This window comes from Pseudomonas sp. R1-1 (assembly GCF_051132135.1).
Lineage (GTDB): Bacteria > Pseudomonadota > Gammaproteobacteria > Pseudomonadales > Pseudomonadaceae > Aquipseudomonas.
In genome coordinates this window covers 2,261,939-2,287,549 of sequence record NZ_CP071663.1, presented here as the reverse complement: position 1 = coordinate 2,287,549, position 25,611 = coordinate 2,261,939, and the positions used below count along the sequence as shown (strand labels likewise).

Sequence of the window (25,611 nt, the reverse complement as noted above, 5' to 3'; positions counted from 1 at the left end):
GCCGGGCCTCAGCGGTTGGCGTCGGAATGCGTCATGGCGGTATAGAACAGCCACGACACCAACAGGATGATCAGGAAATACACCAGCGAAAACGCCGCTGCCGGACCGAGGTCGAATTGCCCTACAGCCATCTGCGTCAACGTCTGACTGAGGAAGGTCGTGGCATTACCCGGCCCGCCGCCAGTGAGCACGAATGGCTCGGTGTAGATCATGAAGCTGTCCATGAAGCGCAACATCACCGCGATCAGCAGCACGCTTTTCAGCTTGGGCAATTGAATGTGGCGGAACACCGCCCAGGCCGAGGCGCGGTCGATCCGTGCAGCCTGGTAATACACGTCGGGTATCGCGCGCAAACCGGAGAAACACAGCAGTGCCACCAATGAAGTCCAGTGCCAGACGTCCATCACCAGCACCGTCACCCAGGCGTCCATGGTGTTGGCCGCATAGTTGTAGCTGATGCCCATGGCGTTGAGGCTGGAACCAAGCAGACCGATGTCGGCGCGGCCGAAAATCTGCCAGATGGTGCCGACCACGTTCCACGGAATCAGCAGCGGAATCGCCAGAATGATCAGCACCACCGAAGACCAGCGGCCCTTGGTCGGCATGGTCAGCGCGACGGCGATACCCAGCGGGATTTCGATCAGCAGCACGCAGGCCGAATAGATGAACTGGCGCAGCAGCGAGTCGTGCAGACGCGGGTCGAGCAGCACCTGCTTGTACCAGTCGGCGCCGACGAAGTAGCGGCTGGACTGGTCGAAGATGTCCTGCACCGAATAGTTGACGACGGTCATCATCGGGATCACCGCACTGAACGCCACCAGCAGGAACACTGGCAACACCAGCCACCAGGCCTTGTTGTTCTGCACCTTGTTCATGGCTGCACCTCATCGTCGCTGACTTCCAGCAAGAAGTCATCGGCATACACCATCAGCCACTGCGCCGGGAAACTGATGTACGCCGTGCCCTGGGGAACCGGTTTGTCTTCGGCCAGGCGCACTTTCAACGGCGCACCGTCGAGGTTGAGGGTCATGATCTTGTAGGTGCCGAGGTCTTCAACGTGTACGACGTCGGCCTGCATCGCGTCATCGAACGGCTCGTCCCAGACATGAATGAACTCGGGACGAATGCCGACCTTGAGATTCTTCCACTGACCGTGCTCGATATGGCGCTGCAAGGCGTCGGACAACGGCAAGTGTGTCGAAGCAAAACCGACGCCACCCGGTTGCGGCTGCACCTCGATCAGGTTCATGCCGGGGCTGCCGATGAAGTAGCCGACAAAGGTGTGGCTCGGCCGCTCGAACAATTGCCGTGGCGTGCCGAACTGGACGATCTGGCCGCCGTACATCACCGCGATCTTGTCAGCGAAGGTCGAAGCTTCGAGCTGATCGTGGGTGACGTAGACCATGGTGATGTTGAACTGTTCGTGGATCTGCTTGAGCTTGCGCCGCAGTTTCCACTTCAGGTGCGGGTCGATCACCGTCAACGGTTCATCGAACAGAATCGCCGAGACGTCGTCGCGCACCAGCCCTCGGCCCATCGAGACTTTCTGTTTTTCGTCGGCGGTGAGGTTGCGCGCCTTCTTGCTCAGCAGGTTTTGCAGGTCGAGGACTTCGGCGATTTCCTGCACCTTGCTGTGCACTTTCGCCTCGGCCATGCCCTGATTTCTCAAGGGGAATGCGAGGTTATCGAACACCGTCATGGTGTCGTAGACCACCGGAAACTGGAACACCTGAGCGATGTTGCGCTTCTCCGGCGTCAGGTCGTTGACCGCTTTGCCATCGAACAGCACATGGCCCTGGGACGGGCTGAGCAGGCCGGAAATGATGTTGAGCAAGGTCGACTTGCCGCAACCGGACGGGCCGAGCAACGCGTAGGCGCCGCCCTGCTCCCAGATGTGATCCATCTCACGTATCGCGTAGTCCTCGGCGCCGCTCGGGGTTTTGCTGTAGCTGTGGGCGAGGTGCTGCAAACGGATTTCGGCCATCAGGCAACCCTCGCGACACGCCGGCCCGGTGCTTGCACCAGACGGCCCTGCGCATCGAAAACGAACAGTTTGTGGGTCGGGATGTAAATGCGGATCGGCGCATCGACGTCGTATTCGTGAACGCCCGGCAGGTGCAGCACCAGCAGGAAATGCTCGTTGCGCACATGCAGGAAGGTTTCCGAGCCACTGATCTCGGCGACTTCGACGGTCACCGCCAGTTCCAGATCATCGTCGTTGCTCGGCACCAGCGAGATATGACTCGGGCGCACGCCGAAACGGTATTCACCCTCGCCCACCGGACGCAGATCGACATTCAACGGAAAGTGCACGAAATTGGCGAAGCTGACTTCGTTGCCGGCAATGCGCCCGGGCATCAGGTTGATCGGCGGTTCGGAGAACAATTCGGCGGCCAGCACGGTTTGCGGCTGGTGATACACCGAAGTCGACGGCCCGCTCTGAATCACCCGGCCTTCATGCAAGATCGTCGTGGTGCCGCCCAGCGCCAGCGCTTCGTTGGGCTCGGTGGTGGCGTAGATGGCGATGGTATGGCGCGCCTTGAACAGCTCGCGCATTTCCTGGCGCAGCTCTTCGCGCAGTTTGTAATCGAGGTTGACCAGCGGCTCGTCGAACAGGATCAGCTCGGCATCCTTGACCAGCGCGCGGGCCATGGCCGTGCGCTGTTGCTGACCGCCGGACAGCTCCAGCGGGTAGCGCTGCAGAAACTTCTCGATGCGCAGCATCTTCGCGGTTTCTTGCACTTTGCTCTGAATGATTTCTTTCGAGACCCCGGCCTGGCGCAGCGGCGAGGCGATGTTCTCGAACACGGTCATGGTCGGGTAATTGATGAACTGCTGATAGACCATCGACACATTGCGCAGGCGCACCGGGCGCTGGGTGACGTCGACGCCGTTCATCAGGATGCGCCCGCTGTCGGGCTTGTCGAGCCCGGCCATCAAGCGCATCAGGCTGGTCTTGCCGGACAGCGTGCGACCGAGCAAAACGTTGAAGGAACCGGGTTCGAATTTCAGGCACGCATCGTCGATCCAGATCTGGCCCTCGACGGTACGGCTGACGTGCTCCAGGGTGAGTGACATGGCTCGGCCTTTGTTATTTTTGGAGTCAAGCGACCGGAGCAACAGAGCGACTTTCGTGCCAGAAATGGCAAGTATTTGATTTGCCTGGATAACCAACGTTTACGGGGGCCAGCGCCGTTCACAGCTGAACACTTTTGAACAGTCGGGTGATTGACAATGAACAATAGTGAACAACACTCTATGAGCGCTTTTTGCCCGGATCTCATGGACGCCGAAGATCCCTGTAGGAGTGAGCCTGCTCGCGATAGCGGTGCGTCAGTCAATGCAAATCCGTCTGATAGACCGCTATCGCGAGCAGGCGAAGGCCTACAGAGGATCTGTGTTGGTTTTAAAGATCGGGCTCATAACAATAATAAAATCGCTGCACTCAGAGGCTCGCCCCCATGGCCGCACCTGCTTCGCCGCTGTCCCACGATGCGATCGTCCAGACGTCCTGGCAACGTTGTCGCGCGTTCGGTCTCGACCACCTGAGCACCCCGGCCTTCGATCAATTGCCCGCCGCTGGGATTGCGCAACTGCTCGACCGCCATCATTCACTGGTGCAGACCACGCATCAGGAAGTCCTGCCTTATTACGAAAACATCCTCAGCAACTCGAACTGCCTGATCATGCTCGCCGACAATCAGGGCCAGGTGCTGACTTCGTGGGGCACCCAGCGTTTTATCGAACCGAGCCTGGCGCGTGGCTTTCAGGCCGGGGCGAGCTGGATGGAGCGCTGCAGCGGCACCAATGCGATCGGCACCGCGCTGGCCTGTGAGCAGGCGGTGCACATCGAACACGACGAACACTTTCTCAAGGCCAACCGCTTCATGACTGGTTCCGCCGCGCCGATTTTCGACGCTGACCGCAAAGTCATCGCCGTGCTCGATGTTTCCAGCGACAGCTACCTGCCGCCCTCGCACACCTTGGGCATGGTCAAGATGATGAGCCAGACCGTGGAGAACCGGCTGATCCTCAATCTGTTCCATGGCCAGCACTTTCAACTGACCTTCAACACCGGGTTGAACAACCTCGACAGTCAGTGGGCCGGGTTGTTGATCTTCGATGAGAGCGGTCAGGTGTTGTCGGCCAATCGCCGCGCGGACAATCTGCTCGGGGTGCGCTTGTCGCGGGTCAGTGTGGAAAGCCTGTTCAAGGTCTCGCTGCTGGAGCTGATCAATCAACCGGACGGCTTGCCGTTCGCCTTGCAGACCTCCGGGCGCAACCGCTTTCAGTGTCTGTTGAAACGGCCGATACAGGCACCGGTTCAAGCCCGGGTATTTGTCACGGAGGAACAGCCAGCAGCCTCCAGCGCGATCAGCCTCAACAGCCTGCATTTCGGCGATAGCCGCGTGGAAAAAGCCGTGCGTCAGGCTGAACGCCTGCTGGAAAAAGACATCCCGCTGCTGATCCACGGCGAGACCGGCGTCGGCAAAGAGGTGTTCGTCAAAGCTCTCCATCAGGCCAGCTCGCGCAACAAACAAGCGTTCATCGCGGTGAACTGCGCGGCGATCCCCGCCGAACTGGTTGAGTCCGAGCTATTCGGTTATGAGAAAGGCGCGTTCACCGGCGCCAACCAGAAAGGCAGCATCGGCCTGATTCGCAAGGCGGACAAAGGCACGCTGTTTCTTGACGAGATTGGCGATATGCCGCTGCCAACCCAGGCGCGCCTGTTGCGGGTATTGCAGGAGCGTTGCGTGCAACCGGTGGGCAGCAGTGAGTTGTTCCCGGTAGATCTGCGGATCATCTCGGCAACCAACCGTTCGTTGCGTGAACAGGTCCAGTTGGGCCGGTTTCGTGAGGATCTGTATTACCGCATTGGCGGGCTGACCCTGGAACTGCCGCCGCTGCGCGAGCGCAGTGATAAGCAAGCGCTGTTCAAACGGCTATGGGAACAGCATCGTGAGTCGACGCAGTGGGCGGGTTTGAGCTCGGAGGTGCTGGAGTTGTTCGAACGGCATCCGTGGCCGGGGAATTTGCGTCAGGTCAGCAGCGTGATGCAGGTGGCGCTGGCCATGGCCGAGGAGCAACCGGTGCGACCGGAGCATTTGCCGGATGATTTTTTTGTCGATCTGGAAATGGAGCCGGTGGAGACGGCGGCGCCGTTGGGGCTGGATTTGAATGATGTTGACGCGTTGAACCGCGAGTTGAAGGCGGCCGGGGGGAATATTTCGCACCTGGCGCGGCGGTTGGGGGTGAGTCGGAATACGCTTTACAAGCGGTTGCGCCAGCCTGGCGACTGAGTACAACCCTTGCCCTCACCCCAGCCCTCTCTCACAGGCGAGGGGGCCGATTGGGGGATATCGATCGTTCCCACGCTCCGCGTGGGAATGCAGCCCGGGACGCTCCGCGTCCCTACAGAGCCGAACGCGGAGCGTCCGATGAGGCATTCCCACGCAGAGCGTGGGAACGATCAAGCAACATCGCAGGCGCCTACTCAGTCAGCCAGACGCCAGGTCGTGCCACCCTTGCCGTCTTCCAGCACCACGCCCATCGCCGTGAGTTGATCACGAATGCGGTCCGACTCGGCCCAATCCTTCGCAGCCCGAGCCGCCAGACGCGCCGCAATCAACGCATCAACCTCAGCCGCATCGACACGCCCTTCGGCGCCCGCCTGCAGGAAGTCGTCGGCTTCGAGCTGCAACACACCCAGCACACTCGCCAGCTCTTTGAGACGCGCCGCCAGACCCGCCGCCGCATCGAGATCGCTCTCACGCAGGCGGTTGATCTCACGCACCATCTCAAACAACACAGCGCAGGCTTCCGGCGTGCCGAAGTCGTCGTTCATCACCGCAGTGAAACGCTCGACAAACGCTTCGCCGCCGGCCGGCGCCACGTTAGGCAGGCCTTTCAACGCGTGGTAGAAACGCTCCAGTGCGCCTTTGGCGTCCTTGAGGTTGTCTTCCGAATAGTTGATCGCGCTGCGGTAGTGGCTCGACACCAGCAGGTAACGCACGACTTCCGGGTGGTACTTTTCCAGTACGTCGCGGATGGTGAAGAAGTTGTTCAACGACTTGGACATCTTTTCGCCGTTGATGCGGATCATCCCGCAATGCATCCACGCGTTGGCGTAGGTCTTGCCGGTGGCCGCTTCGCTCTGGGCGATTTCGTTTTCGTGGTGCGGGAATTCCAGATCGCTGCCGCCGCCATGAATGTCGAACGTCTCGCCCAGGCAGCAGGTCGACATCACCGAGCACTCGATGTGCCAGCCCGGACGCCCGGCGCCCCACGGCGATTCCCAGCTCGGCTCGCCCGGCTTGGCGGCTTTCCACAGGACGAAGTCGAGCGGGTCCTGTTTCGACTCGTCGACTTCGATGCGCGCGCCGATGCGCAGGTCTTCAATCTTCTTGCGCGACAGCTTGCCGTAGCCCATGAATTTGGCGACGCGGTAGTACACGTCGCCATTGCCCGGGGCGTAGGCGTAACCCTTGTCGATCAGCGCCTGAATCATCGCGTGCATGCCAGCGATGTGATCGGTGGCGCGCGGCTCCATGTCCGGCTTTTTGATGTTCAGGCGCGCTTCGTCTTCGTGCATCGCGGCGATCATGCGTTCGGTCAACGCTTCGAACGATTCACCGTTCTCGTTGGCGCGGTTGATGATCTTGTCGTCGATGTCGGTGATGTTGCGCACGTAGGTCAGGTCGTAGCCGCTGAAGCGCAGCCAGCGCGTCACCAGGTCGAACGCGACCATGCTGCGGCCGTGGCCGAGGTGGCAGTAGTCGTACACGGTCATCCCGCAGACATACATGCGCACCTTGTTGCCATCCAGCGGCTTGAAGACTTCTTTGCTCTTGGTGAGCGTGTTGTAGATCGTCAGCACGTTAATTTCCTTGACGCTGTCTCACTGGCCCCACGAATCACGCAGGGTCACGGTACGGTTGAATACCGGCTGACCGGGTTTCGAGTCCTTCAGATCCGCGACGAAGTAGCCTTCGCGTTCGAACTGGAAACGGTCTTCCGGCTGCGCATTGCCGAGCGATGGCTCGGCGCGACAACCGGTCAGCACTTGCAGTGAGTCAGGGTTGATGTTGTCGAGGAAACTCGCGCTGTCTTCGGCCTTCTCCGGGTTCGGCGAGCGGAACAGGCGATCATACAGACGCACTTCGCACTCGACGCTGGCGGCGGCCGGCACCCAGTGGATCACGCCTTTGACCTTGCGCCCTTCCGGATTCTTGCCGAGGGTTTCCGGGTCGTACGAGCAACGCAGTTCGACGATGTTGCCATCGGCGTCCTTGATCGCTTCGTCGGCACGGATCACGTAACTGCCGCGCAGACGCACTTCACCGGCCGGCTCCAGGCGCTTGTAGCCCTTCGGTGGCTCTTCCATGAAGTCGTCACGGTCGATGTAGATTTCCCGGGCGAACGGCAAGGCGCGCACGCCCATGTCTTCTTTCGGGTGGCGCGGCAGTTCGAGGTTTTCGACCTGGCCTTCCGGGTAGTTGGTGATGACCACTTTCAGCGGACGCAGCACGCACATGGCGCGCGGTGCGCTCTGGTCGAGGTCGTCACGGATGCTGAATTCGAGCATGCCGAAGTCGACCACGCCGTCGGAACGGTTGGTGCCGATCATCTCGCAGAAGTTGCGGATCGATTTCGGCGTGTAGCCACGGCGGCGGAAGCCCGACAGCGTGGACATGCGCGGGTCGTCCCAGCCATTGACGTGCTTTTCATCGACCAGTTGCTTGAGCTTGCGCTTGCTGGTGATCGTGTAGTTGAGGTTCAGGCGGCTGAACTCGTACTGACGCGGCTGCGCCGGTACCGGCAGGTGCTCGAGGAACCACTCGTACAGCGGACGATGGCTTTCGAATTCCAAGGTGCAGATCGAGTGGGTGATGCCTTCGATGGCGTCCGACTGACCGTGGGTGAAGTCGTAGTTCGGGTAGATGCACCACTTGTCGCCGGTCTGGTGGTGATGGGCGTGACGGATGCGGTACATGATCGGGTCGCGCAGGTTCATGTTCGGCGAGGCCATGTCGATCTTCGCCCGCAGCACGCGAGCGCCGTCGGGGAATTCACCGGCCTTCATGCGCGCGAACAGGTCGAGGTTTTCCTCTACCGAGCGGTCGCGGAACGGGCTGTTCTTGCCCGGCTCGGTCAGGCTGCCACGGTATTCCTTGGCCTGCTCGGGGGTCAGGTCGTCGACGTAGGCCTTGCCGGCCTTGATCAGCTCAACGGCCCAATCGTGCAACTGGTCGAAATACTGCGAGGCGTAGCGCACTTCACCGGACCACTCGAAGCCCAGCCATTTGACGTCGCTTTCGATCGCGTCGATGTATTCCTGGTCTTCCTTGGCCGGGTTGGTATCGTCGAAACGCAGGTGCGTGACGCCACCGAACTCCTGGGCCAGGCCGAAGTTCACGCAGATCGACTTGGCGTGGCCGATGTGCAGGTAACCGTTGGGCTCAGGCGGAAAACGCGTGACGATCTGGGTGTGCTTGCCCGAGTCCAGGTCTGCCTGGATGATCGGCCGCAGGAAATTGACCGGCACGGCAGGGCCGGACTTGGCATTCGAGGTAGGGTCGACAGTGGGCTTGCTCATAGGATCCTTGACTTACATGTGCGCGGCCGCAGAACGGGCCAGACAAAACAAAGCCGCTATCATAGCCGATGCTGTCAAGGGGCTGACAGAGCAGGCTCCATAAAGCGGCGCATTTAATCGCGCGGAAATGAAAAACCGCCTCGAAATTCGCGCCTGTCACGCTAAACTGCGCACCTTGGCCGAAGCAGGCTGAACCGGTTGCGGGGCTGAAGGTCCCAAAACCACGAATTCCTCAGAAGAGTAGCGATCATGACTCAAGTCAAACTGACCACCAACCATGGCGACATCGTCATCGAACTGAACGCTGAAAAGGCGCCGATCACCGTCGCCAACTTCATCGAATACGTCAACGCCGGTCACTACACCAACACCGTGTTCCACCGCGTCATCGGTAACTTCATGATCCAGGGCGGCGGTTTCGAGCCTGGCATGAAAGAGAAGAAAGACAAGCGTCCAAGCATCCAGAACGAAGCGGACAACGGTCTTTCCAACGACAAGTACACCGTCGCCATGGCCCGCACCATGGAGCCGCATTCGGCTTCGGCGCAGTTCTTCATCAACGTCGCCGACAACACTTTCCTCAACCACAGCGGCAAGAACGTGCAGGGCTGGGGCTACGCGGTATTCGGTAAAGTCACCGCAGGCACCGACGTTGTCGACAAGATCAAAGGCGTGTCGACCACTTCCAAGGCTGGCCACCAGGACGTACCCGCAGACGACGTGATCATCGAGAAAGCCGAGATCATTGAGTGATATTGCTGATTTCAGACTTGCATCTGGAAGAGGAGCGCCCGGACATTACCCGGGCGTTTCTGGATTTGCTCGCCGGACGCGCCCGCTCGGCGAGTGCCTTGTACATCCTCGGCGACTTCTTCGAGGCGTGGATCGGCGACGACGCCATGACGCCCTTCCAGCGTTCCATCTGCCAGGCCCTGCGCAAATTGAGCGACAGCGGCACGGACATTTTCCTCATGCACGGCAATCGCGACTTCATGCTCGGCAAGGCCTTTTGCAAACAGGCCGGCTGCACGCTGTTGAAGGACCCGAGTGTCGTGCAGTTCTACGGCGAGCCGGTGCTGCTGATGCACGGTGACAGCCTGTGTACCCGCGACGTCGGCTATATGAAGCTGCGCCGTTATCTGCGCAACCCGATCACCTTGTTCATCCTGCGCAATCTGCCGCTGCGCACGCGCCATAAACTGGCGCGCAAGCTGCGCAGCGAAAGCCGCGCGCAGGTGCGGATGAAGGCCAATGACATTGTCGATGTCACGCCGGAAGAGATTCCGCGGATCATGCAGCAATTCGGCGTGAACACCCTGATCCACGGCCACACCCACCGCCCCGCCATCCACAAGCTGCAACTCGGTGAGCAAGCAGCGAAGCGCATTGTGCTGGGAGATTGGGATCGTCAGGGTTGGGCGTTGCAGGTGGATGAGAGCGGGTATGCGCTGGCACCGTTCGACTTCGCCCCGCCGCTGGCATTGCCGCACGGCTGAAGATCGCTACCCCTCACCCCAGCCCTCTCCCCAGGGGGGCGAGGGGGAAAGGGAGCCGATCTCTGCGCTTTTCAAAACCTGAGTTCGACTCGGTATCTCAGGTCAGCGTATCTCGCAAGCAACCCACAGTCAGTCCCCTCTCCCTCCGGGAGAGGGTTAGGGTGAGGGGCTTTTGACCTTAGTGCCCGGAAGCAGCCGGCCCTGCCTTCGCCGCAAACGGCGGCTTCGCCAGCCACACGATCAGAATCAACCCCATAAACCCCCACCCCAGCAACGTGAAGTAATCCACGGTCGACAACATGTACGCCTGACTGGAAAGGATTTGATCCATCTGCGCATAAGCCGGCTGACTCGCCCCGCCCAGCGCATGCAAGGTCTCGCGCGTGGCCGGTTCGAAGGTACTGATGCTCTCGCTCATGTAGGCGTGATGCTGATTCGCCCGGCGAATCCAGATCCACGTGGTCAGCGATGCCGCAAAACTCCCGCCCAAGGTCCGCAGGAAGGTCGCCAGACCGGCCCCGTCGGCGATCTGGCTCGGCGGCAGATCCGACATCAGGATGCTCAGCGTCGGCATGAAGAACAGCGCCACGCCAATGCCCATGAACAACTGCACCAGGGCGATGGACTGGAAGTCGACCTCGTTGGTGAACTCGGCGCGCATGAAGCAACTCAGGCCGATCGCCAGAAACGCCAGTCCGGCGAGCAGGCGCAAATCAAACTTGTGTGCGTACTTACCAACAAACGGTGACAGCAGCACCGGCAGAATACCGATCGGCGCCACGGCCAGACCGGCCCAGGTCGCGGTGTAGCCCATTTGCGTCTGCAGCCATTGCGGCAGGATCAGGTTGATGCCGAAGAACCCGGCGTAACCCAAGACCAGCACCAGCGTGCCGATGCGGAAGTTGCGATAGGCGAACAGGCGCAGGTTGACCACCGGATGCTGGTCGGTCATTTCCCAGATCACGAACACCGCCAGCGCGACCACGGAAATCGCCGCGCCGATGATAATGAAGTTCGATTCGAACCAGTCCAGGTCATTGCCCTTGTCGAGGATCACCTGCAACGCGCCGACGCCGATGATCAGCGAGATCAGCCCGACGTAGTCCATCGGCTGGCGGCTGGTGACCACCGGCCGCTTGGCCAGTTGCGAACGCACCACCATCACCGCAAAAATCCCGATCGGCACGTTGATGAAGAAGATCCACGGCCAGCTGTAACTGTCGGTGATCCAGCCGCCGAGAATCGGCCCGGCAATCGGCGCGACCACCGTGACCATCGCCAATAACGCCAGGGCCATCCCGCGTTTCGCCGGCGGATACACCGCGATCAACAGGGTTTGCGTCATCGGATACAACGGCCCGGCGACCAGACCTTGCAGGACGCGAAAGCCGATCAGCTCGGGCATCGAGGTGGAAATACCACAGAGAAACGACGCCAGCACAAACAGCATCGTCGCCCACAGAAACAGTTTCACCTCGCCGAAACGGCGGCTGAGCCAGCCGGTCAGCGGCAGCGCGATGGCGTTGCTCACGGCGAACGAAGTGATCACCCAGGTGCCCTGCTCCGAACTCACCCCCAGGTTGCCGGAAATCGTCGGCAACGCCACGTTGGCGATGGTGGTGTCGAGCACCTGCATGAACGTCGCCAGCGACAGGCCAATGGTGCTGAGCAACAGGCTGGGCGGCGTGAAAGAAGCGTTATTGCTCATGGTGGATCCTATGAAACCTGAGAGGCGCTGCGCCATGGCAGGCGCAGCTGACCCTGTGGGAGCGAGCCTGCACGCGAAGGCGGTGGATCAGCCGACGTTCATGTTGAATGTCAGTCAGCATTCGCGAGCAGGCTCGCTCCCACAGGGTTTGGGGTCAGCATTCAGCGCTGCGCAGTCTTGCTCGCCGCGGCGCTGTTGTCGTGGATCAGCTGGGCAATCATCGCGTCCGCTTCGGCCAGTTGGCGCTCATACACATTGGTGCTGAACGAGGCTTTTTGCGGTGGCTGCTGCGCCAGTACCGGGCCGCTCTGGTCGTGCAGGTTGACTTCGACATTGGTCGACAGACCGACGCGCAGTGGATGCTTGGCCAATTCTTCGGCATTGATATGAATCCGCACCGGCACCCGCTGGACGATCTTGATCCAGTTACCGGTGGCGTTCTGCGCTGGCAGCAAGGCAAACGCACTACCGGTGCCGGCGCCGAGGCTGTCGACGGTGCCGCTGTACTTGACGTCGCTGCCGTACAGGTCGGCTTCGATGTCCACCGGCTGACCGATGCGCATGTCACGCAGTTGGGTTTCCTTGAAGTTGGCGTCGATCCACAGTTGGTTCAGCGGAATCACCGCCATCAGCGCGGTGCCCGGCTGTACGCGCTGACCGAGCTGCACGGTGCGCTTGGCGACGTAACCGGTCACCGGGGCGATCAAGGTGCTGCGCGCATTGGTCAGGTAGGCCTGACGCAAATCGGCAGCCGCCGACATCACGTCCGGATGCGACGACACCACGGTGTCATCGACCAGCGCGCTAGTGGTCTTCAGTTGCTGCTTGGCATTGGCCAGGGCGTTCTGCGCCGAGGTCAGATCGTCGCGAGCGTGGGACAGTTCTTCTTGGGAAATTGCCCCGCCCTGCGCCAGATTTTTCCGCCGGTTGTAGTTGTCGTGCGCCTTCTGCACTTCGGCCTGTTGCGCGTTGACCTGGGCTTTCATGCCGTCGACGTTGCTGTACAAGCCGCGCACCTGACGCACAGTGCGCGCCAGTTTGGCCTTGGCACTTTGCAGGCCGACTTCGGCGTCGTTGGGGTCGAAGTTGACCAGCACCTGGCCTTCCTGGACCAAATCACCGTCGTCGGCGCCGATGCTGACCACGGTGCCGGTCACCAGCGGGGTGATTTCCACGACGTTGCCGTTGACGTAGGCGTCGTCGGTGCTTTCGCTCCAGCGCCCGATGAATTCGTGATACGCCCACACGCCCGCAATGGCGAGCAGAACGACCACGGCCAGCGTCAGCAGCATCACCTTGCGTTTGCTCGGGTTGCCGGTGTCCGGGGTGTTGTCTTGAGCTTGAGTGTTTTCGGCAGTGGCCATGACAAATACCTTGAATTAGTGGTGCGACGGGGCTGGGCTGGCGTTGGCTGCGGTCAGGGTTTCACTCTGGAAGCCGCCGCCCAGCGCTTGCATCAGTTGAATCGACAGGTCGATCTGCTCGGCATTGAGCGTGGCCAGCTGACGCTGGGCCTGGAGCAATTGCTGCTCGATGCTGAGCACGTCCAGGTAGTTGCCGATGCCGGAACCGTAACGCTGGACCGCGGTGTTGTAAGAATCCTGAGCAATGTCGGTGGCGTGCTGCTGCGCACCGATCTGCCGGCCGATATCACGCAACTGGTTGATCGTGTCGCCGACATCGCCGAGGGCTTTCACCAGACTTTTGTTGTACTGCGCCACGGCGAGGTCGTAATCGGCGTCACGCGCATCGAGATTGGCGCGCAGGCGCCCGCCGTCGAAAATCGGCAGCGACACCGTCGGTGCAATGTTGAAGAAGCGACTGGCCGAGCCAAACATCGCATCACCCAACAACGACTCGGCACCGGCCGACGCGCTCAGGTTGAGATTCGGATAAAAACGCGTCTTGGCGGCGTCGATATCCTTGCTCGCCGCCTCGACACGCCAGCGCGCCGCGACCAGATCAGGACGTCGCCCGAGCAGTTCGGCAGGCAACACCGATGGCACCGCGACGGCGCTGGCTTGCAGCACTTTTGGCCGGGCGATGTCGTTGCCGCGATCCGGGCCTTTGCCGAGCAATACCGCCAGTGCAACTTTTGCGCTGTGCAGGCGTTTTTCCGCGTCGATCAGGCTGGCCTGGGAACTGGCTTCCAGACTCTGGGTTTGCTGAAACTGGTACTGGCTGTCGATCCCGGAACTCAGGCGACGCTGGCTCAGGTCGAGCATCTGCCGGGTGCGCTTTAGGTCTTCGTTGGCCAGGTCGTAAACGATATGCGCCTGACCAAGATCGCTGTAAGCGCGGGCGACGTCGGCAGCCAGCGTCAGTTGCGCAGCCTGACGATCGACTTCGGCGGCGCGCGCCTCGCCGAGTGCGGCTTCCCAGGCATCGCGCTGGCCGCCCCACAGGTCGAAGTTGTAATTGAAGCCGGCGCTGACATTGCGCACCGTCGAATAAGCGCCGCCCTGCCCCAGCGGATCCTGATCACGGGCCAGCCGCGAACGGCTGATGCCGGCGCTGGCGTCGAGGGTCGGATAGCGCTCGGCATCGGCGGCATACGCTGCCGCACTGGCCTGATGGGCGCGGGCGGCGGCGATCTGCATGTCCGGGCTGTCACGCAATGCTTCGCGGATCAGGCCGTCGAGCTGCGGATCGCCGAGGCTGGTCCACCAATCGCTCTTCGGCCACGCCGCCGGCGACAGGCTGACGCCGTCCAGAGACTGCGCTGTCTTCAGGTTCGCGGCGTCGAGGCGCTGACCTTCGGTTTCGAGGCCGCTGTAATTGGCGCAACCGGCGAGGATCATCGCCGACAGCAGCAGGGTCAGGCTGCTGCGCAAGGTTTTACCGCTCATTGTGGTCACCTAAGCGCTGGAGGGTGATCGGGTCACCAGCCGCCAGCAGGATTTTCTTGAGGATGTATTCGAGGGTTTTCAGCTCTTCGCGGGAGATGGCGCCGGCCAGTTCATTCATCGCATCGGCGCCAATCTGCGGCAGGCGATCGGTCAGTTGCTGGCCCTGTTCGGTCAGTTTCAACTGCACCTGCCGGCGGTCGTCTTCGCTGCGTTGGCGCAGCAGAAAACCTTTCTGCTCCAGACGATCGAGCATGCGCGTCATCGAACCACTGTCGAGCGACAGGTGCCGGCACAGCTCGGCCGGAGTGTCGACGCCGAACTGGGCCATGATGATCAGCACCTTGAACTGCGCAGCGGTGATGCCGTGGGGCTCCATGTGCGTGTCGATGATCCGGTCCTTGAGCAGCGCGGCACGGCCGAGCAACAGGCCGAGATGGCAATGCTTGAATTCATCGGGGGTGAAATGCTTCATCGGTCCACCTGATAACTGCCTAGGCAGTGAATGTATGTCGAGATGTTACTGCCTAGGCAGCGAATGTCAACGTAATAGTTAGGGGGCTTGGTAATTAGTTGAGCAAGGGAGTTGGTTTTTTGGGCGCGCAGGCGCACGCCATCGCCAGCAGGCTGGCTCCCACAAGGGATCTCCAACAGACACAAATGCTGTGTCGATCAGCGATTCAATGTGGGAGCCAGCCTGCTGGCGATGGCAGCGCCTCGGCTCAAGAAAAGATGCGCGATCTAGAAATCGCGCTTGTAAAAGATATCCAGCGAACTGGCGACACCACTGGCCGCTTCGACATACACCTTCTTGCTCAGCTTGTAGCGCAGGGCAATGGTGCTGGCCGGTTCGAACACGCCGACGCCGTAGCGCAGGCTGAGTTTTTCCGAGATGTTGCCGCTGGCGACGACGCTGGTGTCGTTGCCGCTGCCCTGGGTGTCGAGCTGGAAATCCTGAATGCCCAGATCCTTGGCCAGGCCGCTGGTGACCCCGGCGCTGCCCATCAGGCCTAGGCCCAATGCGGCTTGAGCGAGCATGTTGTTGTCTTCGCCATTGGTGCTCAGTGGACGACCGAGGACCAGATAGGACAACGCCTGCTCCTGGCTCATCGCCGGTTCCGAGAAGATTTGCGTGGTCGGCTGTTCGGCGCTGCCGCTCAGACGAATACCGGCGATCACGTCGTCGGTCTGGCGGATCGCTTCGATGTCCAGATACGGCTGATCGATGGGCCCGGCGAACAACAGCCGCGCGCGGCGCACTGTCAGGCGCTGGCCATAGGCGCGGTAGCGGCCGTCGTTGAGCCAGAGTTCGCCACGGGTGTCCATGTTGTCGCCGATGTGCACCTGACCTTGCAGGTTGGCGGTCAGGCCAAAACCGGCGAAGCTCAGCTTGTTCTGGCCGACGATCACGTCGATGTCCATCTTCATCGCGATCGGCGCTTTGCCCTCTTCGGTCTGGGCGCCGACGATGATCGTGTCGTCCGAGACCTTCACCGTCGACGGCGGCAGTTCGCGTACGGTGATTTCACCGTTGGGCACCAGCACCTTGCCAGCGATTTTCAGCTCGTCGCCGGCCATGGAGATCTTCAGGTCCGGCGCGACTTCAAGCTTGGCGTACGGCTCGACGGTGACCGGCAACTGCGTGCCTTTCAACGCCAGATCGACCACCAGCGCCTGGCCCCAGGCGACATTGCCGTTGAGACTGCCCCGCCCGCTCTTGCCGCTGTTCCAGCCGCCATCGAGGCGTACCGATTCACCGGCAATCGCCGCAGTCAGTTGCAGATTCTGCAGTTCGATCGGCAGTTCGGCGCCGGACACTTCGCCGTCGCTCAGTTGCACCGTGCCGTTGACCAGCGGCGCCAGCAGGCCGCCGGAAATCGTGCCGCTGCCGTTGAGGCGGCCGGTGAGTTTTTCCACCATCGGCACGAATGGCCGCGCGACGGACAGGTCCAGCCCGCTGAGGCGGAACGAGCCGCTCAACGGTTTGTTTTTTGGCAACGGATTGAGCTGCGCCTGCACCATCAATTCGCCGAGCTTGCCGCCGACGAAGTTCAGTTCGGTGTCGACGCGTTTCGGCGTCAGTTTGCTGGTGAGCCTGAGCGTCTGGTAGGGGAAGTCCAGCCACTGCTGCTGATCGCGCATGCGCAAGGTACCGCCGCTGGCGTCAATGCTGACCACGCCGTTGGGGCCGCTGGCCGGCAGGTCGAGCTGCAGGTCGGCATTGAGCCGGCCTTGCCAGGCGAAGTCTTTCGGCAACCACTGCGCCAGACTTTCGATCGGAAACTGCTTGAGGTGATAACGCAGTTTCGGCTCGGGCATCAGCCGCTGATCTTCGCCGCACAGGCTGGCGCTGCCGGAGGTCCAGCAATGCGCGCCAAAGTTGATCTTGCCATCGGCGAGGCGTTCCAGTTTCGCCGGATTCTGCAACCTCCAGTTCTGCCCGCCGGCCTGAATATCACCACTGGCCAGACGTCCGCGCCAGTTACCCTGATCCAGATTGCCGTCCAGCCCCAACGCCAGTTTCAGCTTGGGTCCGAGCAGATCGAGGTTGAGCTTCTGGCTTTTGATGTCTCCCTGGGCGCTGGCGGCCAGCGTACCCAGCGACGTGTCGCCGACCTGAATGCCGCTGCCCTTCAGATCGATCTTCGCCCGTTGCGCACTGTCGAGGTTGGCGTCGAGGTTGAGGCTTTGCAGGCGATTGTCCTGGAACACCAGTTGCGAGCCCTGCAAGTCGAGTTTGCCCTGTGGCGCCTTCAACGTGCCGGCGACATTGACCTGACCGTTGACCTGCCCGCGCAATTGCGGCCATAGCTGCGCCAGACGCGGTAGCTTGATGTCGATCTGCCCGGCGAGTTTCTGTTGCAGGCTGCCCTTGCCGCTGATGCTGTTGTCGCCGAGACGAATTTGCAAGGCGTTGAGATTCCACTGCTCGCCAGCACCGTCAGCCTTGGCTTGGAGAATCGCCGGTTGCCCACGCAGTTTGCCTTTGAGGTCGAGGTCGGCGGTGAGACTCAAGCGCTCATTCTTCATTTCGCCAGTGCTTTTCAGCGGCCCGGCCAACGTGCCCGGCAGCTCGGCGACCCAGTACGCCGGGTTCAACGCCGATAACTGCAGTGCGGTATCCCAGACGATGCCGTCGGCGAATTTGACCTCGACGTGGCCTTCAGCCTTGCCCTGCCCCGCTTCCATCACCAGTTGCGGCAAGGCGATCTGTTCGAGGCTGCCGCTGAACGGGCTGCTCAGGGTGAACGCCCCGGCCGGGCCATCCAGTGCGGCGGCGAAGTTGCCGAGATACTGACCGTCGGTGTAGGAAACTTCACCCGTGAAGGTACGCAAAGCGACTTGCGGCTCGTCGATTTCGTTGTAGAGCCGATGCCAGGGGAAGTCCTGCCAGTTGATGTTGGCTTGCGCGCTAAGCCCTTTGCTCCAGTCGACGTTACCGTTGAGTTTGAGGCTTTGTTTGTCGTTGGCCGTCAGATCAAGGCCGGCGATTTGCGCACCGTTGGCGTCGACTTTACCCTTGAGCAGCAGCGCCAACGGGGCTGTGTCGGCGGGCAATGTAGCGGTGCCGTTGAGCTGATAACCGTTTTTCAGGTCGCCTTCGCCGGTCAGCACTAACTGGTTGAGTTGCAGGGTGTCCGGCAGCTCGGCGCTGGGTTTGAACGCTTCGCTGGTGATACGCACCTTGGCCGGCAGGTTTTCCACCAATGGCTGCAACTCGCCGGTCAATTGGCCGTCGAGGTAACCACGGCTATCGGCGTGCAGATTGAGGGTCTTGAGCAGATCGCCTTCTGCCTTCAGGGCCAGCGTCCACGGTTCAGTTCCCGGTGCGGGCAGAGTCAGATCGCCCTGAATGTTCAGCGGCCAGTTGCCGGTCGGTTGCAGCAGGCCGGACAGGTTCAGGCTGAGTTCGTCACGCTGCAATTTCACGCTGTCGATCTGCAGACCTTGAGCAGTCCAGTGCGCGGCCACTTGCAAGCCTTTGAGCTGCTCGCTGCCGTTGAACAGCAGGCTGCCGACTTGCACGTCGCCCAGTTCGATGGCCACCGGCAATTGCAGATCCGGCAGTTTGATCGGGCCGCTCTCAGTGGTTTCTTCACTCGGCGGAAATTGCAGGATGACCTGATCGGCCTTGAGCTGATCGATGCACAGGGTCATGCGCGTCAGGCACAGCGGTGACCAGGTGAAGATCGCCTTGTTCAGCTCGACACGGCTAGTGCCCTGCTGCCACAGAAGATGATTGGCGCTCCACTGGCCGCCGAGGCGACCCTGGAAATTCTCCGCGCTCAAGCCCGGAATGAGCCCCAGCGCCCAGCGACTGCCGGCCTGAGTGCCGAGCACGGCGCTGATCGTCAATACAATCAACAGCAACAACGCCAGCAGCGTCACAGCCGTTATTTTCAAACCACGCTTCACAGCTCAGGCCCCATGGAAAAGTGCAGCCGGATGCCGCCGTCGTCGTCCAGCGCATGGGCGAGGTCGAGGCGGATCGGCCCGACCGGCGAGACCCAGCGCACACCGATGCCGACCCCGGTCTTGAGGTTCGGCAGTTCAAGTTTGTTGAAAGAGTTGCCTTGGTCGACGAAGGCCGCCACGCGCCATTTCTCGGCGACCGAATACTGATATTCAACGCTGCCGGCGACCATGTAGCGCCCGCCGATGCGGTCGCCGTCGGAGTTTTTCGGCGACAGGCTCTGATAGTCGTAGCCACGCACACTCTGATCGCCACCGGCGAAGAAGCGCAGCGACGGCGGGATCGAGTTGTAGCCGTTGGTGGCGCTGCCGCCGACCTGCACACGCCCGAGCAAACGGTGCTTGTCGAACACCGTGGTCAGGCCTTTGACCAGCGCCGTGCCATATAACAGGTTGTTGTCGGAACCGAGGCCTTCCTTCGCCACTTTGCTTTCGAAGCTCAGGCGATAGCCGTTGTGCGGGTCGATGCGGTTGTCGCTTTTCAGGTAGGAATAACTGATACCGGGCATGAGCAAGGTGCTCAGACCGGAGTCGTCGCCGAGTTCGTATTCCTCGCGCTGCCATTTCAGCGAGATCACCCGCTGCCAGCCGCTGGGCAACTTGCTGTGCCATTCCGGGCCGAAGGTCAGCAGTTTGCTGCGCGTGTCGGAGCCCTCGATGTCTTCGAATTGATAACCACCAGCCCAGCGCAGTTTGTCGGTCAGCGGCGGGTCGAGCGGAATGTCGTAGAACAGCCCGACGTTCTGCCGTGGCGCCGAAAGCTCGGCTTCCCAGCCATAGCTGTCGCCTTGCGGGTTGACCCAGTGGCGGGTCCAGTTGGCTTTGATGCGCGGGCCGACGTCGGTCGAATAACCAAGCCCCAGGCCCATGGTGCGCGGCTTGCGCGTGTCGAGTTTGACGTCGACCGGGATCACCTGGTCTTTGGCCGCCGTCGGTGCCGCGTCGACGCGCACGCCTTCGAAATAGCCGCTCGATTGCAGGTCGCGGTTGAGCTCGGCGATCAGCTCGGAGTCGTACGGCTCGCCGGCCTTGAACGGCACCATGCGTTGCAGCAAGTCTTCGTCGAACGGCGTGTCGCCCTCGAATTTCACTTTGCCCAGCGCATAACGCGGGCCGCTGTCATAGATCAATTCGACATCGGCGACGCCGGCGCGCGGGTCGACCAACAGCTTCTGGCTGGTGAAATGGCCGCTGAAGAAGCCGAAGCGCGAGGCCTGGTTCTGAATAAGTCTTTTCGCGTCTTCGTAGTGGCCGTGATTGAGCACCGCGCCGGACTTGAGCAGATCGCTTTTCGGCACATGAAAGGATTTCAGCGAGGCTGCCGGGCCATCGACTCGCACGGTGACGTTGCGCAGGCGGATCGGCTCGCCGGGATCGATGTTGAGCACCAGACGCGGTTTCTCCCCGCCCTTGACGTCGCTGTCGATCTGCGGCTGGTAGTAGCCCAACGCCTGGGCGGCCTTGCGCGCCTGCTCTTCGGCCCCGCGACTGAAGCGCTGCAAGGCTTCTTCGTCACGATCGCCGAGGCTGCCGATATAGCCTTCTATATTGGCCTTGAGTTCATCGTTGGACGGTTTGATCCGTACATCCAATTCACTTTGCGCCAGCGCCGCGCAGCTGGATAACAGCATGAGTACGCCGCTGGTAAATCTTCCTGGAAACTTCATAGGCGCGGATGCTATCAGGGCTGGGGAGCGTGATAGAACAGGAAATTTCCCAAGAAGTTCGATTATTACCCTGTTGCTGTTTGTAACACCTGCGGATTGGCGTGGAAAAACACGTGCTCGCGCACCGGCCCGACGGCAACCTCGCCGATCTCCTGATAACCCTGCCTTTTATAGAATTCCAGGTAGCGCGGGTTACCGGTGTCGAGCACCACGCCTTGCGAGGTTTCATCCACCGCGCACCAGTTGTGCACGGCGGTGAGCAGTTGTTCGCCGTAGTGCTTGCCCTGAAATTGCGGATGCACGCCGAGCAACGGCAGCATGTGCACCGAGTCACCGGGCACGCACGCGGCGACGGCATCGTGATATTCCAGATAGCGCCGGGTGCAGCGAAAACCGGTGCTGAGCACCATGCGCAGGCGCCACGCCCAGCTTTCCGTCACCCCCAGGCGCCGTTGTGGTGGCGCGATCAGGGCGATGCCGATCAGCCGATCGTTGACCAGCAGACCAATCGCCGGCAGGTCCTGGAGAAAATGCTGTTTGACCAGCTCGCGCACCGTCGCGCGCACGCGTTGCTCATAACCGGGGCGCTCGGCTTCGAACAGATAGCCGAAGGTCGGTTCGTGGCGGTAGGCCTGATACAGCAGCGAGCGAGCTTCGCGGGAATAACCGCGGTCGAGCATGTGGATGTCGGCGATGGCGGTCTGGGTGTCAGGCATGGTGGTGATTCTCCCCGGGGCGCGCTCGAAGGATGGCACGCTTGTTGGTACGAACCTTGGGCGGGTGGCGTGGTTCCCCCACAGGTATAGACCAACCTCGGATCTTCATCGACTGTCATGGCGCTATCGCGAGCAGGCTCACTCCTACAATTGGAATGCGTTCCCCTGTAGGAGTGAGCCTGCTCGCGATAGCCTCACCACAGGCCACCTGAATCCCACAGGTCAAAATGATTTCTCCCACACTGGCCCCCATCCCCCATGTCAGCTAGCATCGCCCTTTTGCCAGGACTGCCGACCATGAAGATTGTTTCCTTCAACATCAACGGACTGCGTGCCCGTCCGCACCAGCTGGCGGCGCTGATCGAAAAACATCAACCGGACGTGATCGGCCTGCAGGAAACCAAAGTCCACGACGATCAGTTCCCCCTCGAAGACATCCGCGCTCTCGGCTACCACGTGCACTTCCACGGACAGAAAGGCCATTACGGTGTCGCCCTGCTTTCGCGCCAAGAGCCGATCGCTATTCACAAAGGTTTCGCCACCGATGACGAAGACGCGCAGCGGCGCTTTATCTGGGGCACCTTCGCCGACGCCAATGGCGTGCCGGTAACGATCATGAACGGCTATTTCCCACAAGGCGAAAGCCGCGACCATCCGACCAAATTCCCCGCCAAGCAGCGTTTCTACAGCGATCTGCAAGCGTTGCTGGAAAGCCAGTTTCACAACGAACAGCCGCTGGTGGTGATGGGCGATGTGAACATTTCCCCGGAAGACTGCGACATCGGCATCGGCCCGGACAACATGAAGCGCTGGCTGAAAACCGGTAAATGCAGCTTCCTGCCGGAAGAACGCGAGTGGATGGCGCGCCTGAAAAACTGGGGCCTGACCGACAGCTTCCGGCACCTGAACCCGGACGTGACCGACATGTTCAGCTGGTTCGACTACCGCAGCCGTGGTTTTGAGGATGAACCGAAGCGTGGCCTGCGCATCGACGTGATTCTCGCCTCGCACGGTTTGCTGCCACGGGTGAAGGACGCCGGCGTCGATTACGAATTGCGCGGGATGGAAAAGCCATCGGACCACGCGCCGATCTGGCTCGAGCTGGCCTGATCCCAAGCCTTACGCAATACCTGTAGGAGTGAGCCTGCTCGCGATAGCGGTGTACCGGTCAACATCTGTGTCGACTGATTCACCGCTATCGCGAGCAGGCTCACTCCTACAGGGGTCCGCTGTCATCTTTCGGTCATGCGCCTGACTTAATCTCCCCGGCAATCCCCCAGGCCTGATTCGGTGCCGGCATGTCCCTGCGTGTGTTCTGCGTTTTTCTATTCAGCGCCTGGCAATCGGTCTGCGCCGCTGCCCTGCCCTTGCCGGGAAACGGCCCCGCTCTGCGCATCCAGGGTTCCAACACCATCGGCGCCGAACTCGGCCCGGCGTTGGTGGAAGGTCTGTTGCAGGAACAAGGTCTGCTGAAGATCCATCGGGAAACCCCGGACGCCGCCAATGAACTACGCATCGTCGGCCAGACCGCCGAAGGTCAGCGCGTGCTGGTCGAAGTGGCCGCGCACGGCTCCAGCACCGGTTTTGTCGCCCTGAAAAACGCCAGCGCCGACCTCGCCGCCGCGTCCCGCGAGATCAAGGACAGCGAGTTGCAGGCCTTGCAAGCACTGGGCGATCTGAAAAGCCCGGGCGCTGAGCAGGTCATTGCCATCGATGGCCTGGCAATCATCGTTCATCCCGACAATCCATTGCAGCAACTGGACACCGAGCAACTGGCGCGGATCTTTGCTGGCGAAGTGAAAACCTGGGAAGCGCTCGGCGGGCGTGGCGGCGCTATACATCTGTATGCGCGCGATGACCAGTCCGGCACCTACGACACGTTTAAGGAAGTGGTCCTCAGCCATCGTGGGAAAAGTCTGCACAGCGCGGCGAAACGTTTCGAATCCAGCGAGCAATTGTCCGACGCCGTAAGTAGCGATCCGCAGGCCATCGGTTTTATCGGTCTGCCTTATGTGCGCCAGGCCAAAGCCGTGGCCATCAGCGACGGCGCATCACTGCCGATGCTGCCCCTCGGCAGTCTGATTGCCACCGAGGACTATCCTTTGTCGCGGCGGCTGTTCTTTTATCTGCCGCCGCAGAGCCAGAATCCCTGGGCGAAAGCTTTGGTCATGTTTGCGCAAAGTCGTCAGGGTCAGCAGATTGTCGCGGCCAATGGTTTTGTCAGCCAGACCGTGCACGCCATGAGCGTGGCGCCGAATGCGCTGATGCCCGAGGGTTATCAAGCACTGAGCCGACACGCCCAGCGCCTGACGGTGAATTTTCGTTTCGAGGAAGGCAGCGCGAGCCTGGACAACAAGGCGCGCCAGGATCTGGCGCGGGTGCTCGACTATATAAAGCGTCATGACAAGAGCGAGCGGGCGGTGACGTTGGTCGGCTTCGGCGATGCCAAGGATGACCCGGCGCGTGCGGACCTGCTGTCGAAGCTGCGGGCGATGGCGGTACGCCGTGAGCTGGTCAAGAACGGCGTGGTGCTGCGCGAGGTTCGCGGCTTCGGCGCGTTGATGCCGGTGGCGGCGAATGATGCGGATCAGGGGCGGATCCGGAATCGGCGGGTTGAGGTTTGGGTGTACTGATCAGCACTGATCGTTCCCACGCTCTGCGTGGGAATGCATCCCGTGACGCTCTGCGTCACAGTGGACGCGGAGCGTCCCTGTGGGAGCGGGCTTGCCCGCGATGAACGATAACGCGGTGTTACTGACCGCTACGCAGCATTTCCTTCGGCACATACTTGCCGATTTCGAACTTGCCGATTGCCGCGCGGTGCACTTCGTCCGGGCCGTCGGCCAGGCGCAGGGTGCGTTGCATGGCGTACATGTAGGCCAGCGGGAAGTCGTTCGAAACCCCGGCGCCACCATGCATCTGGATCGCGCGATCGATCACCCGCAAGGCGACGTTCGGCGCGACCACCTTGATCTGCGCGATCTCGCTTTTGGCAATCTTGTTGCCGACGGTGTCCATCATGTACGCCGCTTTCAGCGTCAGCAGGCGCGCCATGTCGATTTCCATCCGCGAGTCGGCGATCTTGTCGATGTTGCCGCCCAGACGCGCCAGCGGTTTGCCGAACGCGGTACGGCTGACTGAACGTTTGCACATCAATTCCAGCGCACGCTCAGCCATGCCGATCGAACGCATGCAGTGGTGAATCCGTCCCGGGCCGAGACGCCCCTGGGCGATTTCGAAACCGCGACCTTCACCGAGCAGAACGTTTTCATAGGGCACGCGCACATTGTCGAACAGCACTTCGGCGTGGCCGTGCGGCGCATCGTCGTAGCCGAACACCGGCAGCGGGCGGACGATTTTTACCCCGGGGGTGTCGACCGGCACGAGGATCATCGAGTGCTGCGCATGACGCGGTGCATCGGGATTGCTCAGGCCCATGAAAATCAGGATTTTGCAGCGTGGGTCGCAGGCGCCGGAAGTCCACCACTTCTTGCCGTTGATCACCCACTCGTCGCCATCGCGCACCGCACGGGCGGCCATGTTGGTCGCGTCGGAAGAGGCAACGTCGGGTTCGGTCATGGCGAACGCCGAGCGGATCTCGCCGCGCAGCAACGGTTCGAGCCAGCGCTGTTTCTGCTCTTCGTTGGCGTAACGCACCAGCACTTCCATGTTGCCGGTGTCCGGTGCCGAGCAGTTGAACGGCTCCGGCCCGAGCAACGAACGGCCCATGATTTCCGCCAGCGGTGCGTACTCAAGGTTGGTCAGGCCGGCACCCAGTTCCGATTCCGGCAGGAACAGGTTCCAAAGGCCTTCGGCTTTGGCCTTGGCTTTGAGCTCGTCCATGATTGCCGTCGGCTGCCAGCGATCGCCCTCGGCAACCTGGCGCTCGAACACGGCTTCGGCCGGGTAAACGTATGTGTCCATGAACGCGGTCACGCGCTCACGCAGTTGTTGAACCTTGGGCGAATAAGCGAAATCCATGGGCAGCACCTTCTCTGATGGAGGTTGTTCAGGTCATGCAATCGATGCTAGAACAGCGCTGATAATTTACCTAGCCTATTCTCGGCGTGTATAAACATTCATCACCGATATATGATCGGCTGATAGCC

Annotated in this window: 18 protein-coding genes; 5 read left to right on the top strand and 13 right to left on the bottom strand. The window is 61.2% G+C overall.

The features are described 5' to 3' along the window. Positions 1-8: 8 nt before the first annotated feature. The 3 genes from J3P75_RS10470 to J3P75_RS10460 are packed head-to-tail and all read right to left on the bottom strand — an operon-like array spanning position 9 to position 3,078. Positions 9-875 (bottom strand): carbohydrate ABC transporter permease, encoded by an 867-nt coding sequence (locus J3P75_RS10470; protein ID WP_007912484.1) that lies wholly within the window; start codon positions 873-875, stop codon positions 9-11. Next, positions 872-1,984, bottom strand: coding sequence for an ABC transporter ATP-binding protein (locus J3P75_RS10465; protein WP_434710269.1), 1,113 nt, complete (start codon positions 1,982-1,984; stop codon positions 872-874). Before J3P75_RS10465 ends, J3P75_RS10470 begins: the two co-directional genes overlap by 4 nt. Then, on the bottom strand, positions 1,984-3,078 hold the full coding sequence (locus J3P75_RS10460; protein WP_434710267.1) for an ABC transporter ATP-binding protein: 1,095 nt from the start codon (positions 3,076-3,078) through the stop codon (positions 1,984-1,986). Before J3P75_RS10460 ends, J3P75_RS10465 begins: the two co-directional genes overlap by 1 nt. A gap of 383 nt (positions 3,079-3,461) precedes the next feature. Here J3P75_RS10460 and J3P75_RS10455 point away from each other — a divergent pair, with 383 nt between their 5' ends. Beyond that, positions 3,462-5,300, top strand: a complete 1,839-nt coding sequence (locus tag J3P75_RS10455) for a sigma-54-dependent Fis family transcriptional regulator (RefSeq protein ID WP_434710265.1) — start codon at positions 3,462-3,464, stop codon at positions 5,298-5,300. Between the two features lie 194 nt (positions 5,301-5,494). Here J3P75_RS10455 and cysS read toward each other — a convergent pair whose 3' ends face one another. Both cysS and J3P75_RS10445 read right to left on the bottom strand, forming a co-directional pair. Beyond that, positions 5,495-6,877 carry a cysteine--tRNA ligase gene (gene cysS / locus J3P75_RS10450; RefSeq protein WP_208940612.1) on the bottom strand — a complete coding sequence of 461 codons (1,383 nt, stop codon included), beginning with the start codon at positions 6,875-6,877 and terminating at the stop codon, positions 5,495-5,497. Positions 6,878-6,898: 21 nt separating this feature from the next. Further along, on the bottom strand, positions 6,899-8,596 hold the full coding sequence (locus tag J3P75_RS10445) for a glutamine--tRNA ligase/YqeY domain fusion protein (RefSeq protein ID WP_093100539.1): 1,698 nt from the start codon (positions 8,594-8,596) through the stop codon (positions 6,899-6,901). A gap of 249 nt (positions 8,597-8,845) precedes the next feature. Between J3P75_RS10445 and J3P75_RS10440 the strand changes: the two genes are divergently transcribed. Both J3P75_RS10440 and lpxH read left to right on the top strand, forming a co-directional pair. Next, the gene (locus J3P75_RS10440; RefSeq protein WP_093100536.1) at positions 8,846-9,349 is read left to right on the top strand and encodes a peptidylprolyl isomerase; all 504 of its coding nucleotides are present in this window, start codon (positions 8,846-8,848) and stop codon (positions 9,347-9,349) included. Further along, a complete protein-coding gene (lpxH, locus tag J3P75_RS10435; RefSeq protein WP_434710263.1) occupies positions 9,346-10,092 on the top strand; it encodes a UDP-2,3-diacylglucosamine diphosphatase in 747 nt (248 codons plus the stop codon). Before J3P75_RS10440 ends, lpxH begins: the two co-directional genes overlap by 4 nt. A 178-nt stretch (positions 10,093-10,270) precedes the next feature. On the opposite strand, the gene J3P75_RS10430 is transcribed toward lpxH, so the two are convergent. The 7 genes from J3P75_RS10430 to J3P75_RS10400 all read right to left on the bottom strand — a co-directional run bounded on the left by J3P75_RS10430 (position 10,271) and on the right by J3P75_RS10400 (position 21,502). Continuing rightward, complete coding sequence (locus J3P75_RS10430; protein ID WP_394598289.1) at positions 10,271-11,800, bottom strand: DHA2 family efflux MFS transporter permease subunit; 1,530 nt, start codon at positions 11,798-11,800, stop codon at positions 10,271-10,273. Positions 11,801-11,961: 161 nt separating this feature from the next. Continuing rightward, complete coding sequence (locus J3P75_RS10425; protein ID WP_434710261.1) at positions 11,962-13,164, bottom strand: HlyD family efflux transporter periplasmic adaptor subunit; 1,203 nt, start codon at positions 13,162-13,164, stop codon at positions 11,962-11,964. A 15-nt stretch (positions 13,165-13,179) separates the two neighbouring features. Beyond that, positions 13,180-14,649 (bottom strand): efflux transporter outer membrane subunit, encoded by a 1,470-nt coding sequence (locus tag J3P75_RS10420; protein ID WP_434710259.1) that lies wholly within the window; start codon positions 14,647-14,649, stop codon positions 13,180-13,182. After that, positions 14,639-15,121, bottom strand: coding sequence for a MarR family winged helix-turn-helix transcriptional regulator (locus J3P75_RS10415; protein WP_203418636.1), 483 nt, complete (start codon positions 15,119-15,121; stop codon positions 14,639-14,641). The genes J3P75_RS10420 and J3P75_RS10415 overlap by 11 nt, the downstream gene beginning before the upstream one ends. Positions 15,122-15,387: 266 nt before the next feature. Next, positions 15,388-19,062, bottom strand: a complete 3,675-nt coding sequence (locus tag J3P75_RS10410; RefSeq protein WP_434710257.1) for a translocation/assembly module TamB domain-containing protein — start codon at positions 19,060-19,062, stop codon at positions 15,388-15,390. Further along, a complete protein-coding gene (locus tag J3P75_RS10405; protein WP_434710255.1) occupies positions 19,059-20,786 on the bottom strand; it encodes an autotransporter assembly complex protein TamA in 1,728 nt (575 codons plus the stop codon). Before J3P75_RS10405 ends, J3P75_RS10410 begins: the two co-directional genes overlap by 4 nt. Positions 20,787-20,851: 65 nt before the next feature. Beyond that, positions 20,852-21,502, bottom strand: coding sequence for a GNAT family N-acetyltransferase (locus J3P75_RS10400; protein WP_093100518.1), 651 nt, complete (start codon positions 21,500-21,502; stop codon positions 20,852-20,854). A 297-nt stretch (positions 21,503-21,799) separates the two neighbouring features. Between J3P75_RS10400 and xthA the strand changes: the two genes are divergently transcribed. After that, on the top strand, positions 21,800-22,612 hold the full coding sequence (gene xthA, locus J3P75_RS10395; RefSeq protein WP_434710253.1) for an exodeoxyribonuclease III: 813 nt from the start codon (positions 21,800-21,802) through the stop codon (positions 22,610-22,612). A gap of 188 nt (positions 22,613-22,800) precedes the next feature. Continuing rightward, positions 22,801-24,135: a substrate-binding domain-containing protein gene (locus J3P75_RS10390; protein ID WP_434710251.1), complete on the top strand. Its 1,335-nt coding sequence runs from the start codon at positions 22,801-22,803 to the stop codon at positions 24,133-24,135. A 118-nt stretch (positions 24,136-24,253) separates the two neighbouring features. On the opposite strand, the gene J3P75_RS10385 is transcribed toward J3P75_RS10390, so the two are convergent. Beyond that, entirely contained in the window at positions 24,254-25,483 is a 1,230-nt protein-coding gene (locus tag J3P75_RS10385; protein WP_208940600.1) for an acyl-CoA dehydrogenase, read from the bottom strand. Positions 25,484-25,611 lie beyond the last annotated feature (128 nt).